This window comes from Serratia sp. TSO36 (genome assembly GCF_057808395.1).
In genome coordinates this window covers 161,436-175,173 of the sequence record NZ_JBJZOU010000021.1, presented here as the reverse complement: position 1 = coordinate 175,173, position 13,738 = coordinate 161,436, and the positions used below count along the sequence as shown (strand labels likewise).

General features: G+C 62.2%; 13 protein-coding genes. 7 read left to right on the top strand and 6 right to left on the bottom strand.

Annotation, left to right across the window (positions count from 1 at the left end; genetic code table 11):
• Window positions 1–24: 24 nt before the first annotated feature.
• Both mmuM and mmuP read right to left on the bottom strand, forming a co-directional pair.
• Complete coding sequence (gene mmuM / locus ACK3CV_RS18365) at window positions 25–963, bottom strand: homocysteine S-methyltransferase (RefSeq protein ID WP_049195473.1); 939 nt, start codon at window positions 961–963, stop codon at window positions 25–27.
• The gene (gene mmuP, locus ACK3CV_RS18360) at window positions 953–2,362 is read right to left on the bottom strand and encodes an S-methylmethionine permease (RefSeq protein WP_033635472.1); all 1,410 of its coding nucleotides are present in this window, start codon (window positions 2,360–2,362) and stop codon (window positions 953–955) included. Before mmuP ends, mmuM begins: the two co-directional genes overlap by 11 nt.
• Window positions 2,363–2,539: 177 nt before the next feature.
• Between mmuP and ACK3CV_RS18355 the strand changes: the two genes are divergently transcribed.
• The 4 genes from ACK3CV_RS18355 (at window position 2,540) to ACK3CV_RS18340 (ending at window position 8,828) form a co-directional block, all read left to right on the top strand.
• Window positions 2,540–3,379, top strand: coding sequence for a ChaN family lipoprotein (locus ACK3CV_RS18355; protein WP_164141957.1), 840 nt, complete (start codon window positions 2,540–2,542; stop codon window positions 3,377–3,379).
• Between the two features lie 102 nt (window positions 3,380–3,481).
• Entirely contained in the window at window positions 3,482–4,285 is an 804-nt protein-coding gene (locus ACK3CV_RS18350) for a TonB family protein (RefSeq protein ID WP_060424427.1), read from the top strand.
• Between the two features lie 54 nt (window positions 4,286–4,339).
• Window positions 4,340–6,466 carry a S9 family peptidase gene (locus ACK3CV_RS18345; protein ID WP_164141933.1) on the top strand — a complete coding sequence of 709 codons (2,127 nt, stop codon included), beginning with the start codon at window positions 4,340–4,342 and terminating at the stop codon, window positions 6,464–6,466.
• 121 nt (window positions 6,467–6,587) lie between these two features.
• Window positions 6,588–8,828 carry a TonB-dependent receptor domain-containing protein gene (locus tag ACK3CV_RS18340; RefSeq protein ID WP_126192473.1) on the top strand — a complete coding sequence of 747 codons (2,241 nt, stop codon included), beginning with the start codon at window positions 6,588–6,590 and terminating at the stop codon, window positions 8,826–8,828.
• Between the two features lie 30 nt (window positions 8,829–8,858).
• Here ACK3CV_RS18340 and ACK3CV_RS18335 read toward each other — a convergent pair whose 3' ends face one another.
• The 3 genes from ACK3CV_RS18335 to amiA all read right to left on the bottom strand — a co-directional run bounded on the left by ACK3CV_RS18335 (window position 8,859) and on the right by amiA (window position 11,181).
• A complete protein-coding gene (locus ACK3CV_RS18335; RefSeq protein ID WP_004936514.1) occupies window positions 8,859–9,314 on the bottom strand; it encodes a YaiI/YqxD family protein in 456 nt (151 codons plus the stop codon).
• Complete coding sequence (gene hemF / locus ACK3CV_RS18330; RefSeq protein ID WP_164141936.1) at window positions 9,314–10,234, bottom strand: oxygen-dependent coproporphyrinogen oxidase; 921 nt, start codon at window positions 10,232–10,234, stop codon at window positions 9,314–9,316. Before hemF ends, ACK3CV_RS18335 begins: the two co-directional genes overlap by 1 nt.
• A 65-nt stretch (window positions 10,235–10,299) precedes the next feature.
• Window positions 10,300–11,181, bottom strand: coding sequence for an N-acetylmuramoyl-L-alanine amidase AmiA (gene amiA / locus ACK3CV_RS18325; protein WP_164141938.1), 882 nt, complete (start codon window positions 11,179–11,181; stop codon window positions 10,300–10,302).
• Window positions 11,182–11,385: 204 nt separating this feature from the next.
• On the opposite strand from amiA, the gene ACK3CV_RS18320 reads away from it, so the two are divergent.
• On the top strand, window positions 11,386–11,811 hold the full coding sequence (locus ACK3CV_RS18320; RefSeq protein WP_004936504.1) for a GNAT family acetyltransferase: 426 nt from the start codon (window positions 11,386–11,388) through the stop codon (window positions 11,809–11,811).
• 42 nt (window positions 11,812–11,853) lie between these two features.
• On the opposite strand, the gene ACK3CV_RS18315 is transcribed toward ACK3CV_RS18320, so the two are convergent.
• Window positions 11,854–12,252 (bottom strand): YgiW/YdeI family stress tolerance OB fold protein, encoded by a 399-nt coding sequence (locus ACK3CV_RS18315; RefSeq protein WP_016926776.1) that lies wholly within the window; start codon window positions 12,250–12,252, stop codon window positions 11,854–11,856.
• Window positions 12,253–12,430: 178 nt separating this feature from the next.
• Here ACK3CV_RS18315 and ACK3CV_RS18310 point away from each other — a divergent pair, with 178 nt between their 5' ends.
• Together ACK3CV_RS18310 and ACK3CV_RS18305 are read left to right on the top strand one after the other, a co-directional pair.
• Window positions 12,431–12,895, top strand: coding sequence for a DUF2919 domain-containing protein (locus tag ACK3CV_RS18310; protein ID WP_164141940.1), 465 nt, complete (start codon window positions 12,431–12,433; stop codon window positions 12,893–12,895).
• 156 nt (window positions 12,896–13,051) lie between these two features.
• Window positions 13,052–13,639 (top strand): RpoE-regulated lipoprotein, encoded by a 588-nt coding sequence (locus tag ACK3CV_RS18305; protein WP_033635465.1) that lies wholly within the window; start codon window positions 13,052–13,054, stop codon window positions 13,637–13,639.
• Window positions 13,640–13,738 lie beyond the last annotated feature (99 nt).

The following is a 13,738-nucleotide window of genomic DNA, read 5'->3' as shown; positions in this document are numbered from 1 at the left end:
CGCCGCTGGCGCCGGGGGCTTTTTTTATGCCTTGCAGCGCGCAGCGATGGCGCGGATATCCTGCGGGGTGGTGCGGCAACAGCCGCCGATCAATTGTGCGCCGAGCGCGCGCCACTCCGCCGCCTGATCGGCCAGGCTGCCGTGCTCGCCGCTGCAGGCGTGCCAGGTTTTGCTTACCGCATCGTAGTGCTCGCCGGAGTTCGGGTAAACCAGCAGCGGCTTGTCGGCCAGCGCGTTCAGCTGACGCAGCGCCGGGGCGACCTTGTCCAGCGCGATGCAGTTGATGCCGATGGCCAACACCTGCGGGTTGCCGCGCAGCGCGGACAGGACCTCCGTCAGCGGCGTACCGTCGCTGAGATGTTGACTGCCGCGCAGGGTAAAGGCGAACCAGGCGCCGAGCGTCGGGAATTCCTGCAGCAGCGTCAGCAGCGCCTGCAGTTCGGCGAACGACGGCAGCGTTTCGCAGGCCAGCAGATCGACGCCGGCGGCCGCCAGGGCGGCGATGCGCGGGCGGTGGAAGGCCATCATGTCATCCTGCGCCAGCCGGTAATCGCCGCGGTATTCCGAGCCGTCGGCCAGATAGGCGCCGTACGGGCCCACCGAACCGGCGATCAGCAGCGGCGCGGCCTGCGGGTGCGCGGCCAGATAATCGCGGCGCGCCCGCTGCGCCAGCTGCACGCTTTTGGCGATCAGCGCCAGCGATTGCTCCTGATCCAGGTCGCGGCGCAAGAAGCCCTGCGGCGTGGCCTGATAGCTGGCGGTGATGGCGCATTGGGCGCCGGCGTTGAAATAATCGAGATGCACCTGATAGATAAGCTCGGGATTTTCAATCAGCACCTTGGCCGACCACAGCGGATCGGTCAGATCGCAGCCGCGCGCTTCCAGCTCGGTGGCCAGCGCGCCGTCCAGGATCAGCGTAGGATGTTCGGCCAGCAGGCGGGCGACGGGGTTGTTAACCGACATGTTGTTCTCCCAAAGCGGTTTTTTGCCCGGCGCGCCGGGTCAGGAAATAGGTGAGGTAGCACAGGGCGACGAACGGCAGCCCACAGTAGAGCGCAATGCGCTGCTCCGGATCGAACGCCAGCCCGATACAGGCCAGCAGGCACAGCGCAAAGCCGAGGATCGGCGTCAATGGGTAGCCGGGCGCGCGGTATTTCAGGCCGCTTATCGGCTGGCCGCTGCGCAGGTAGGCGCGGCGGAAAGCATAGTGGGCCGCGCAGATGCTCAGCCACACCGCCACCACCGCAAAACCGGAGATCGCCGACAGGGCGACAAACACCGTGTCCGGCGCGATCACGCTGGTCAGCAGCGCCAGCACGCCGCCGAGCATGCTGAAGGTCAGGGCGTTGATCGGAATGCCGCGCGCATTGACGCGCGCAAAGTAGGCCGGCAGGGTGCGCTGGTGGGCCAGCGACCACAGCATGCGCCCGGAGGCGTACAGGCCGGAGTTGGCCGCCGACAGGATGGCGGTCAGGATCACGAAGTTGAAGATATCGGCGGCGTAAGGCACGCCGATGCGTTCAAACACCAGCACGAACGGGCTTTTGACGATCCCCGCCTGATCCATCGGGATCAACGCCGCCAGCACGAAGACCGTGCCGATAAAGAACAGCATCAGGCGGATCACCGTGGTGCGGATCGCCAGCGGCACGACTTTTTCCGGGTTCTCGGTTTCGCCGGCGGCGATGCCGATCAGTTCCGTGCCGGAGAAGGCGAAGTTCACCGCCACCATGGTCATCAGGATCGGCAGCGTGCCGTGCGGCAGCCAGCCGGAAGCGGTCAGGTTATGCAGGAACGGCGCCGGGGTACCGTCTTTCATCGGCAGCAGGCCGAACATGGCGGCGCCGCCCAGAATGATAAACGCCAGAATGGTAACCACTTTGATCAGCGAAAACCAGAATTCGCTTTCGGCGAAAAAGCGGGTGGTCACCACGTTAAGCAGGAAAATGGCCACGCAGAAGATCAAACACCACAGCCACACCGGCGACTGCGGGAACCAGTACTGCATGCAGAATCCGGCGGCGGTCAGGCTGGAGCCGAGCGCCACCGTCCAGGTGAGCCAATACAGCCAGGCGACGGTATAGCCGGTGGCCGGCCCCAGATAGCGCGAAGCATAGACGTGAAAAGCGCCGGTTTCCGGCATCGCCACCGACAGCTCGCCCAGGCACAGCATCACCAGATACACCACCAGCGCGCCGATCAGGTAGGCCAGCAGCGTGCCGAGCGCCCCGGTGGTGGAGATGATGTAGCCGGTGTTGAAAAACAGCCCGGTGCCGATCACGCCGCCCAGCGACAGCATCACCAGGTGCCGGGCCTTCATGCTGCGTTTGAACTGTCCTGCGGCGGGTGCCGATGGTTGCATAATAATCTATCCGTATAGACGTCTAAATATCTGAATGGCTATTGGTTATACCCGCAATGTTTTTTCAACGCAATGCACAGCCGGCGATCGCCGCGTAAAAAAATCGTTAAGCCGGATCTATATGCAAATGATAATTATTATCTATAATGTCGCCATTTTCGATAATGGGGCAACATGATGAGATACCTGATTTTATTGGCGGCGTTGGCGCTCGGCGCCTGTAGCCAGGCGCCGGTGAAGGCGCCGGCCAACGACGTCGCGAGTTTGGGGAGCATCACCGATCTGCACAGCGGCGCGACCCTGACGCCGGAGCAGCTGTTGACGCGATTGGCGCAGCAGCCGCGGGTGATCCTGGGTGAGAAACATGACAATCCTTACCACCATCAGATTGAGCAATGGCTGGTGCAGCAACTGCCGCAGCGGCGGCCGCAGGGCAGCGTGCTGATGGAGATGATCAACCCGAACCAACAGGCGCAGGTCGACAAGGTCAAGCAGTGGTTGCAGAGCGATCCGACGGTGCGCGACGGCCGCGTAGCGGAGCTGATCGCCTGGCAGCCGGGCTGGAAGTGGGCGCTGTATGGCGGGGTGACGATGGCGGCGATGCGCGCGCCTTACCCGCTGTGGTCGGCCAATCTGGATCGCAGCGAGATTACGGCGTTGTATCAGCAGCCGCAATTCCCGACGGGGCAGCTATCGGCGCAGCCGGCGGTGCGCAAGGCGCTGGAAGAGACCATCCGCACTTCGCACGGCGGCAAGATTGAGGCCGACCAGTTGCGTGCGATGCTGGCGATCCAGCAGCAGCGCGACCGGCGCATGGCTGAGCGCCTGCTGGCGGCGCCCACGCCCGCGCTGTTGATCGCCGGTGGCTATCACGCCGCCAAATCGGTGGGGGTGCCGCTGCACGTGCGGGATCTGCAACCGGCGGCGGCGCTGACGGTGCTGATGCTGGCGGAGCCGGGCGTACAGGTCGATGCGAACACCGCAGACTACCTGTGGATCACACCATCAGTGAAATGAATACGTTAAGAGAGTGAAAAGGGGTGTTAATTATAGTTGCAAATGATTATCATTAGTAAATGTGATCTGCAATCATTCGCAATTAAGCAAGCTAATGCCCCTATGTTAAGTCAGTCTTACTCCCTCCCGGCCTTTGAACTGCCGCAGCCGCGCTGGGCGCGCGGCCTGCTGCTCGCTCTGGCGGCGCACGCGGCGTTGGTGCTGCTGTTTTACTGGCCGCAGACGGCGCTGGAGCCGGTGGTGTTGCCACCGCCGGCGGTGATGATGAGCTGGGCGGCGCAGATTGAAGCGCCGGAAAGCAAGCCGCTGCCGCTGGGTGTGCAGCAGGCGGAATCCGCTGCGGCGCAGCCGGCGGAGCAGCAGCAACAGCCGGATCTGCCCAAGCTGGCGCGCGCCGAGAAAGCGAAAATCGTGACGGCGGAGAAGAAGCGCGCCGAACGCCGCCCCCCGCAAAAAACGCAGCCGCAGCCTAAGCCGCAGGAACAGGCCAAAGAGACGCGCAACGCCGCCGCGTCCAGCGCCGCCGCGCCGCAGGCGCAGACGCTCTCTCACCAGACCGCCGCACCGATCAACAGCGACGCCAACAGCAACGCGCAGGCCAAACTGTCGTGGGAGAGCCTGGTGAAAGGCAAACTGAACCGCATCAAGGATTACCCTTTGGATGCCCGCAGCCGCCGGCGCAGCGGCATGCCGCAGGTCAGTTTCAGCGTCGACGCGCAGGGGCGGGTCTCGAACGTTACGCTGCTGGTGCGCTCCGGCACTGCGTCGCTGGATCGGGAAGCGGTAGCGGTGGTGTCGCGCGCTCAGCCGTTGCCGCCGCCGCCGCCGGAGATGCTGCAGCAGGGGGCCGTCAGGGTGACGATGCCGATCGATTTCAATCTGGCGGAGCTGAATGCCCGCCGTTAATGCCCGCAGGCGCCGCATCGCCGTCGTCCGCCTTTTCAAACTTCGTGAGGGATTATGAATCCGCTGTTATCCACCCCGCGCCGTCGCATCGTGGCCGCGCTCTGGCTTTCTTTAGGCGTCGCCGGCGCCGCGCTGGCGCAACCGCAGCCGCCGTTGGCGGAACGCGCGCCGAAAGCGCTGACCGCCCACGGCGAGACGCGCATCGACGATTACTACTGGCTGCGCGACGACAGCCGAAAAGAGCAGAAGGTGCTGGACTACCTGAAGGCGGAGAACCGCTACACCGAGCAGATGATGGCGCCGTACCAAAAGCTGCGCGCCACGCTGTATCAGGAGATACTGGGCCGCATGAACCCTGACGATCGTTCGGTGCCGTATCAGCTCAACGGCTATCGCTATCAGGAAAGCTACGCCGCCGGTAAAGATTTCGCGCGGTATCAGCGCCAGGCGCTCACCGCCGACGCGCCGTGGCAAACCTTGCTGGACGCCAATCAGCGCGCGGCCGGCCACGCCTACTATCGCCTGGGGGCGATGGACGTCAGCCAGGACAACCGCCGGCTAGCGGTGGCCGAAGATCTGCAGGGCCGCCGCCAATACCGCATCTCCCTGCGCGAGATAGGCAGTGAACGCTGGTCGCCGGAAACGCTGGAAAACACCTCCGGCAACATGGTATGGGCCAACGACAACCAAACCCTGTTCTACGTGCGCAACCACCCGCAAACGCTGTTGCCATACCAGGTTTATCGCCATCAGTACGGGACGCCGACGGCGGAAGATAAGCTGGTGTACCAGGAAAACGATCCGGCGTTCTACCTCAGCCTCGGCCGCTCGTCCTCGCGTGATTACCTGATTCTGACCATCAGCGGCAACACCACCTCCGAAGTGCGCCTGATCGACGCCAACCAGCCGCAGCGCGAGCCGCAGCTGTTCGCCGCCCGGCAGAACGGCCGCGAGTACTATCTCGATCACTACCGCGGCGAGTTCTATCTGCGTTCCAACCATCAGGATCCGAACTTCGGCCTGTACCGCACGGCGGCGGCGGGCAAACCCTGGCAGACGCTGATCGCACCGCAGGCGCAGCACGAGGTGGAGAACTTCAGCCTGTTCCGCGACTGGCTGGTGGTGCAGGAGCGCGCCAACGGGCTGGTGCAGCTGCGGCAAATCAGCTGGGACGGCAAAACCGAGCGCGCCATCCCGTTCGACGACGCCAGCTACATGGCCTGGCTGGGCTATAACCCCGAGCCGGACAGCGATCGGTTGCGCTACGGCTATTCGGCGATGACCACGCCGACCCGCACCTATGAGTGGGATCTGAACAAGGGCGAGCGCACCCTGCTGAAGCAGCAGGAAGTGAAAGGCGTCGATCCCAGCCTGTATCACAGCGAGCGCATCTGGGTCACGGCGCGCGACGGCGTGAAGGTGCCGGTCTCGCTGGTGTACCGCACATCGCTGTTCAAAAACGGGCATAACCCGCTGCTGGTGTACGGCTACGGTGCTTACGGCATGAGCATGGATCCGGCGTTCAGCGCCAACCGCATCAGCCTGCTGGATCGCGGCTTCGTCTATGCGCTGATCCACGTGCGCGGCGGCGGGGAGCTGGGGCAGAGCTGGTACAAGCAGGGCAAGCTGACGCACAAACCGAACAGCTTCAACGACTTCATCGACGCCACCCAGGCGCTGATCAAAGACGGCTACGGCCAGCCGGGGCGCATCTACGCCATGGGCGGCAGCGCCGGCGGCTTGCTGATGGGTGCGGTGATCAATCAGGCGCCGCAGCTGTACAACGCGGTGGTGGCGCAGGTGCCGTTCGTCGACGTGGTGACCACCATGCTGGACGACAGCATTCCGCTCACCACCGGGGAGTACGAGGAGTGGGGCAACCCGCACCAGCCGGCCGCCTATGCGCTGATGAAGTCCTACAGCCCGTACGACAACGTGCGCAAGCAGCGTTACCCGAACCTGCTGGTTACCAGCGGCTTGTACGACTCGCAGGTGCAGTATTGGGAGCCGGCCAAATGGGTGGCGAAGCTGCGGCGCTTCAAGCAGGGCGATTCGCTGCTGCTGCTCTCCACCGACATGACCGCCGGCCACGGCGGCAAATCGGGCCGCCTGGCGAGGCTGGAAAACGGCGCGCTGGAGTACGCCTTTATTTTGGCGGCGGATCGGCAGGCGCAGAAATAACCTTCAGCGCCGCGGCACGCTGCGGCGCAATAAAACAATAACAATCTTTTACCGCGCTTTCGGCGGGCTTTTTGCTGGGCATTGTCGGCCATCAAACCTTATTGGCTATTTCTGGGGATATATGAAAATCAAAATGATAGCGAGCCTGATCGGCGCGGGACTGGCGCTGTACGGGCCGGCTGCGGCCGCGCAGGAACAGGCGGAAAATAATAAAGGCAGCGTGGCGTTCAGCCCGCTCAACGTCTCGGCCGCCGACAGCGGCAACAGCAGCGAAAAAGACGCGTTGGCGAGGCCAGGTGCGTTCAGCTCGCGCGACGAAAACAAGAATCTGGAGTCGGTGGACAGCATTCTGCGCAGCATGCCGGGTACCTATACCCAGATCGATCCCGGCCAGGGATCGGTCAGCGTCAATATCCGCGGCCTGAGCGGCTTTGGCCGGGTCAACACCATGGTCGATGGCATCACGCAAAACTACTACGGCAACTCGCCGAGCGACGCAGCGCACGGGGGATTGCCCACCAGCCAGTTCGGGGCGCTGATCGATCCTAACTTTATCGTCGGCGTCGACGTGGCGCGCGGCAATGCCACCGGCTCCGCTGGGGTGAACGCCCTGGCGGGCAGCGCCAACTTCCGCACTATCGGCGTGGACGACGTAGTATTTTCCGATAACCCGTTCGGCGTGCGCACCAAATTCTCGGTGGGCAATAACGGCATCGGCCGCAGCGGCATGATCGCCGTGGGCGCCAAAACCGCCGCCTTTGCCGACGGCGGCAGCCTGGGGGCGATGGCGGCGATCAGCGGCAGCTCCATCACCTCCAACTACAAAAACGGCGCCGGTTTCGACAGCGAGGTGTTCAACGTCGATAAAACCTATCGTCAGAACCCGAAATCCCAGCTGTTCAAGGTGGACATCAAGCCGGATGCCTTCAACAGCATCGAACTGTCGGCGCGCAGCTACCAGAATAAAATCACCCGCCGCCACATCGACAGCGACGATTTCTACCTTAAATACCACTACGCGCCGTTCTCGGAACTGATCGATTTCAACCTGACCGCCAGCACCAGCCGCGGCAAGCAGCAATTTATGTCCGACAACATGGCGGGATTCAGCGACAGCACGGCGAAAAACATCTCCGATGCGCTGGATATCAACAACACCAGCCGTTTCAGCCTGCAGGATGTCGATTTCGCCTTCAGCTACGGCGGCAAGCTGGTGCGCAATGAGTATAAGAAAAAGGCCTCCGGTTTGGTGACGGATGACAATCAGGCGGAAAGCATGCCGGTGGGCATTGCCGGCAAACAAGATATCTCCAGCCTGTACAGTGGGTTGCAGGCCAACTACGGCATCTGGCAGGGGAATTTCGATCTGAACTACACCGCCTATCGCCTCTCCGGCTATAAGCCGGCCTGTGACGAACGCGTAGAGTGCTTCCCGCAAGGCGCCAGCAATATCACTCGCAATGAACAGGGTTTCAATCCGTCGGTCATGCTGTCGGCGCAGGTGACGCCGTGGCTGCAGCCGTTCGTCAGCTACAGCAAGTCGATGCGCGGGCCGAATATCCAGGAGGTGTTCTTCGCCAACAGCGGCGGCCAGTCGATGAACCCGTTCCTGAAAGGCGAAAAAGCGGAGACCTGGCAGGGCGGTTTCAACGCCAATGCCCACGATCTGTTGTTCAAGCAGGACAGCTTCCAACTGAAAGCGGTCTATTTCGAAACCAGGATCAAAAACTACATATCCAGCCAAACCTACCTGGTGTGTAAAAACCGCCAGAAATGCAACCGTTCGCAGGCGACGCAGGAGGAGTGGGATAATGCGGACGTCAACGTCAGCATGACCATGTACAGCAACGCCCCAGAACCGGTCAAAATGCGCGGGGTGGAGCTCGAAGCGCTGTACGACGCCGGTTTCGCCTTTACCAAGCTGTCATTAAGCAAGGAGCATACCTCCCAGCCGACCAACCAGGCCAGCAACGTGTTCGGCGCGGGCGATATCAGCGAACTGCCGGAGTTTTACTTCACGCTGGACAGCGGGGTACGCCTGCTGGACGAGACGTTGACGCTGGGCGGGGTGGTGAAATACACCGGCAAGTCGGTGCGCCTGTCGCCTGACTCTGATTACGATGAGAATGAACAGTTGCTAAAAGAGCCGGCGCCGCATATTCCGACCATTATCGATCTGTACGGCACCTATCAGGTGAATCGCAATCTGTTGCTCAAGCTCAGCGTGCAAAACCTGATGGACAAAGACTATTCGGACGCGCTGAACAAGATGAACTCGCTGCCGTCGCAGTCGCAGTATGAGACGCCGACCAACACCGCCCGTGGGCGCACCTATATCTTCGGTGGGGAGGTGCGCTTCTAAACCGCAGCAGAGCAGGGCGCAGTTCATTCATCACTGCGCCCGCTTTGCCTGCAGCAGCCATTTGTCCAGCTCGTTGGCGAACTGCTGGCGGTCGCGCTGGTTCAGGGCGTTCGGGCCGCCGGTCTGAATGCCGCTGGCGCGCAGGGTATCCATAAAATCGCGCATGTTGAGGCGCTCGCGGATGGTGTCCGGCGTGTAGCGTTCGCCGCGCGGGTTCAGCGCCACCGCGCCTTTCTCTATCACCTCCGCCGCCAGCGGAATGTCGGCGGTGATCACCAGATCGCCCGCTTCGCAGCGGCGCACGATCTCGTTGTCGGCCACGTCGAAGCCGGCCGCCACCTGCAGCGAACGGATGTACTTCGACGGCGGCGTGCGCAGCGGCTGGTTCGCCACCAGCGTTACGGTGATGGCGGTACGATCGGCGGCGCGAAACAGCACCTCTTTGATCACGTTCGGACAGGCGTCCGCATCGACCCAAATCTGCATCATTTCGGCTCCTGCAGCCAGTCGCGCACCGGCAGAAAATCGCGCGCCAGCGCCGCTTCCGGGCTATCGGCGTCCGGCTGGTAGTTATATTCCCAACGCACCAACGGCGGCATCGACATCAGAATGGACTCGGTGCGCCCGCCGGTTTGCAGCCCGAACAGCGTGCCGCGATCCCACACCAGGTTGAACTCCACGTAGCGGCCGCGGCGGTACAGCTGGAACTGACGCTCGCGCTCGCCCCAGGTCAAGGCCTTGCGTTTTTCGACGATCGGCAGATAGGCGTCGAGGAAGCCCTGGCCCACCGCGCGGGTGAAGGCGAAGCAGTGGTCGAAGTCCGGGGTGTTCAGATCGTCGTAGAACAGGCCGCCGATGCCGCGCGCTTCGTTGCGGTGCTTGATGAAGAAGTAATCGTCGCACCACTGTTTGTATTTGGGGTAGACCTCGTCGCCGAACGGCGCGCACAGCTCGGCCGCGGTGCGGTGCCAGTGCACGGCATCCTCTGCGAAGCCGTAGAACGGCGTCAGATCAAAGCCGCCGCCGAACCACCACACCGGCGCTTCGCCCGGCTTTTCGGCGATGAAGAAGCGCACGTTGGCGTGGCTGGTGGGCACGTAGGGGCTGAGCGGGTGGATAACCAATGAGACGCCCATCGCCTGGAAGCTACGCCCGGCCAGTTCCGGACGGTGCGCGGTGGCCGAGGCCGGCAGGGTGGCGCCGGAGACGTGCGAGAAGTTGACCCCCGCCTGTTCGAACACCGCGCCGTTGGTCAACACGCGGCTGCGGCCACCGCCGCCTTCTTCACGCGTCCATTGGTCTTCGATGAACGCGGCGCCGCCGTCGGCCTGGGCGAGCTGCGCGCAGATGTGATCCTGCAGCGCCAGCAGGAAGGATTTTACTTCAGCGATGTTAGGTAAACTCATGCGGGGTCTTTATAGCGTCTGGCTGAACAAGGCGCTGAGTATACCCTTATTCGCCGCCCGCGGCATCAGCGGGGTTTGCGCTGGTGGGCGTCGAAGTAGTCGAAGAAGTTAACGATGCCGTCCGCGATGGCGCGGGCAATCTTCTCGCGAAACGCGGTGGTGCCCAGCAGCCGCTCTTCGTTCGGGTTGGTGATGAACGAGGTTTCCACCAGCACCGAGGGAATGGACGGGGATTTCAACACCGCGAACGCCGCCTGTTCGGTGCTGTCGCTGTGCAGGTGGTGTACCGGGCGAATTTGGCCGAGCACGTGGCGGCCAAGCGTCAGGCTGTTGTTGATGGTGTCGGTTTGCACCAGATCGAACAGCACCTGCTGCAGGTAGTTGTCCTGCTCCTTGTATTTACCGCCCGCCACGTCGTCGGCGGCGTTTTCACGGTTGGACAGGTAGCGCGCCATGGCGCTGCTGGCGCCGCGGTTGGACAGGGCGAACACCGAAGCGCCAGAGGCCGAGGGGCTGGTGAAGCCGTCGGCGTGAATCGAAATGAACAGGTCGGCCTGGTGCTGGTGGGCGATCTCCACCCGCTGGAACAGCGGAATGAATTCGTCTTCTTCGCGCGTCAGGCGCGCCTCGACGTGATCATGCTCATGCAGAAAACGGCGCACGTGGTTGGCGATTTCCAGCACGATGTGTTTTTCCTGCGAGCCTTCGTGGCCGACCGCGCCGGAGTCGATGCCGCCGTGGCCGGGATCGATCATCACCAGCTTCTTGGCACCGGCCGGTTTCGCCGCCGGCTTGCTGTGTTGATTGCGCAGCAGGCCTTCCGCCCTGGCGCGTTGGCTTTTCACGCCGAGCAGCGCCACCGCCAGGCCGGAAAGCAAAAGTTGGCGTCGCGTCGGGGAAACGGCAAGCGGTTTAAAATTGAGGAAGGGTTTACCTTGCTTTTTCATTACGCAACGCTCCGTCGACGTTTCTATTTTGCGACGTTATATCGTATTGATAATCATTAATCGACCCGATAACTATTTCCATTTATTACGCCTGTTACCGGCGATTTCTGGGCAAATAGCGCGGTAAATCGCAGTTTGATATTGCGTAAGTGAATAATCACGCGATAATCAGATAAACACCTTAATTAACAGCGGCCAACATCGATGGAAATTCGCGTATTTCGACAAGACGACTTTGAAGAAGTCATTACCCTGTGGGAGCGCTGCGATCTGCTGCGGCCCTGGAACGATCCGGAAATGGACATCGAGCGCAAGCTGAACCACGATCCGGAGCTGTTCCTGGTGGCGGAAGTCGGCGGCGAAGTGGTCGGTTCGGTGATGGGCGGCTATGACGGCCACCGCGGCTCGGCGTATTACCTCGGGGTGCATCCCGACTATCGCGGGCGCGGCATCGCCAATGCGTTGATCAACCGTCTGGAGAAGAAATTGATCGCCCGTGGCTGCCCGAAGATCCAGATTATGGTGCGCGAAGACAACGACACGGTGGTCGAGATGTACGAGAAGCTCGGCTACGAGATCCAGGGCATCACCAGCCTGGGCAAGCGGCTGATCGAAGATCAGGAATATTGAGCGGGCGGCGGGCGGCGGCGTTGCACCGCCCGCCGCAGTGCATTACGGCAGCTTTTTGACGGTTTTCACGTCCACTTCGACGCTGCTCCAGTCTTTATCCACTTTGCCTTCCAACTGCACCTTGTCTTTCGGCGTAACGGTTTGGCCGTTCCAGCGCTTGCGATCGATTTCGACCGTCAGCGTGCCGGTGGCATCGCGGAAGGTATAGGTGTCGTCGCCGATGCGCTGCTCGATATTGCCCTGCAGCATCACCCAGGTGTCGTCGCTCAGCGATTTCACCTTGTCCACGGTGGTCAGCGCCGCGCTGGGGCCGGAGAAACCGCCTTGTGCGGTGGTTTGCGTTTGAGCCTGCGGCGCGGCCGGATCGAGGAACCCGCCTTGCTGCGCCAGTACCGGTGCGCTGCACAGCGCGATCAGAGCGGCCAGAGTCAGTTTTTTCATGTTGCGCTTCCTTATCATCGTTATCGAAAATCACATCCCGCTGATATCGGGCTGCTTGTTAAGTGCTAACGATTAAAACACACCGATCTTAAGAGCTTCTTAAGCCGACGCATTGAAATTCTCGCCGCCGGCGCCCATCTGTAGCCATAGTCTTTATTCTGTTGGCAAGGAACGATCGTTGAAGCCATTCTCACCCCGGTTTTCCCCGGACGATTACGACCAGCACGGCGCGCTGCGGCTGCCGCTGGGATTTTGGGCCGTGTTGATTTTGCAGGCGCGCACCTGGCTGCTGTTCGTGATGGCCGGCGCTTCGCGCGAGCAGGGCGAAAGCTTGCTGGCGCTATTTTATCCGGATACCCAACGTTTTTGGTACGGCATGCTGCTCGGCCTGCCGGCGGCGCAGGCGTTTTTGCTGAGCGGCCGCCGCCACCAATGGCCGCGGCTGTGGCGCGGCTGGCGCTGGGGGCTGGCTGTCTCCCTGCTGGCGTCGCTCGGCGGCTCGCTGTTCAGTCTGTGGCGCCAGGACGGCGATGCGCCGGGGCTGGAACTGGCGTTGGCGCTGCTCGATGCGCTGGCGCTAAGCTATCTGTTGTTGAATGCGCGCCTGAAAGCCTGCTTTGCGCCGGCGGAGCACGCCGACTAATTGCCGAGAAGTGCGGCACTTTTCGCATTTTCCGCACTCCAAGCTGGCAACCGTTGGCGTAGTGCGGGCCGTTGTGAGAGGCTGGCACGCAGCAAAATGCCGAGTGCGGCGGGGGCGGGTTACCGCCCCGTGCCATTGATGTTTAAGGAGCTAGAGATGAATATTCGCCCCCTGCTGTTAGGGCTTCCGCTGTTACTGACCGGCTGTTCGAGCATGTCCAATTTCTCCTGGTCCAGCCTGTCGCCGTTCAACTGGTTCGGCAGCAGCCTGGAGGTCGGCGCCAAGGGCGTCGGCAAGCTCAACGCCGGCACGCCGATGTCGGAAAGCGCTATCAACGATGGGCTGGACGGCAACTACCGCCTGCGCGGCGGCATGGCGACCAGCAACGGCCAGATCGTCTCTTATTACCAGGCGCTGTCCGGCGACGAGGTGAAGCTGGTGATCACCGGCGAACCGAAAGGGCGCCTGCAGCGGGTAGACGTGCTGGATCCGCAAGTGGCGACGGAGTGGGGCAACAAGCTCGGCACGCCGTTCGGCGACATGTACAGCAAGGCGTTCGGTTCCTGTAAACCGGGCAGCGGCGAAGACGCCGGTAAAGTGGAGTGCGTGGCGGAGCAGAGCAAGTACGTCACCTACATCTTCAGCGGCAAGTGGGCCGGGGCGCAGGATATCATCCCGCCGGACGACACCCTGAAAAGCTGGACGGTCAGCAAAATCATCTGGCACGCCAAGCCGCAGCAGTAACGCGTTCAACGGGCGTCGGTTCGCGGCGCCTGTCTTTTCAAGCCATTACCCCTATTTTCTTTGCGCTGCTGCAAGGCAATCGCCCGTGCTTGCGGTATG

Coding starts and splice junctions, on each gene's coding strand:
- amiA (WP_164141938.1), bottom strand. CDS start 11,181: ATGAAAAAGCAAGGTAAACCCTTCCTCAATTTTAAACCGCTTGCCGTT.
- mmuP (WP_033635472.1), bottom strand. CDS start 2,362: ATGCAACCATCGGCACCCGCCGCAGGACAGTTCAAACGCAGCATGAAG.
- ACK3CV_RS18315 (WP_016926776.1), bottom strand. CDS start 12,252: ATGAAAAAACTGACTCTGGCCGCTCTGATCGCGCTGTGCAGCGCACCG.
- ACK3CV_RS18345 (WP_164141933.1), top strand. CDS start 4,340: ATGAATCCGCTGTTATCCACCCCGCGCCGTCGCATCGTGGCCGCGCTC.
- mmuM (WP_049195473.1), bottom strand. CDS start 963: ATGTCGGTTAACAACCCCGTCGCCCGCCTGCTGGCCGAACATCCTACG.
- hemF (WP_164141936.1), bottom strand. CDS start 10,234: ATGAGTTTACCTAACATCGCTGAAGTAAAATCCTTCCTGCTGGCGCTG.
- ACK3CV_RS18350 (WP_060424427.1), top strand. CDS start 3,482: ATGTTAAGTCAGTCTTACTCCCTCCCGGCCTTTGAACTGCCGCAGCCG.
- ACK3CV_RS18305 (WP_033635465.1), top strand. CDS start 13,052: ATGAATATTCGCCCCCTGCTGTTAGGGCTTCCGCTGTTACTGACCGGC.
- ACK3CV_RS18340 (WP_126192473.1), top strand. CDS start 6,588: ATGAAAATCAAAATGATAGCGAGCCTGATCGGCGCGGGACTGGCGCTG.
- ACK3CV_RS18320 (WP_004936504.1), top strand. CDS start 11,386: ATGGAAATTCGCGTATTTCGACAAGACGACTTTGAAGAAGTCATTACC.
- ACK3CV_RS18335 (WP_004936514.1), bottom strand. CDS start 9,314: ATGCAGATTTGGGTCGATGCGGACGCCTGTCCGAACGTGATCAAAGAG.
- ACK3CV_RS18355 (WP_164141957.1), top strand. CDS start 2,540: ATGAGATACCTGATTTTATTGGCGGCGTTGGCGCTCGGCGCCTGTAGC.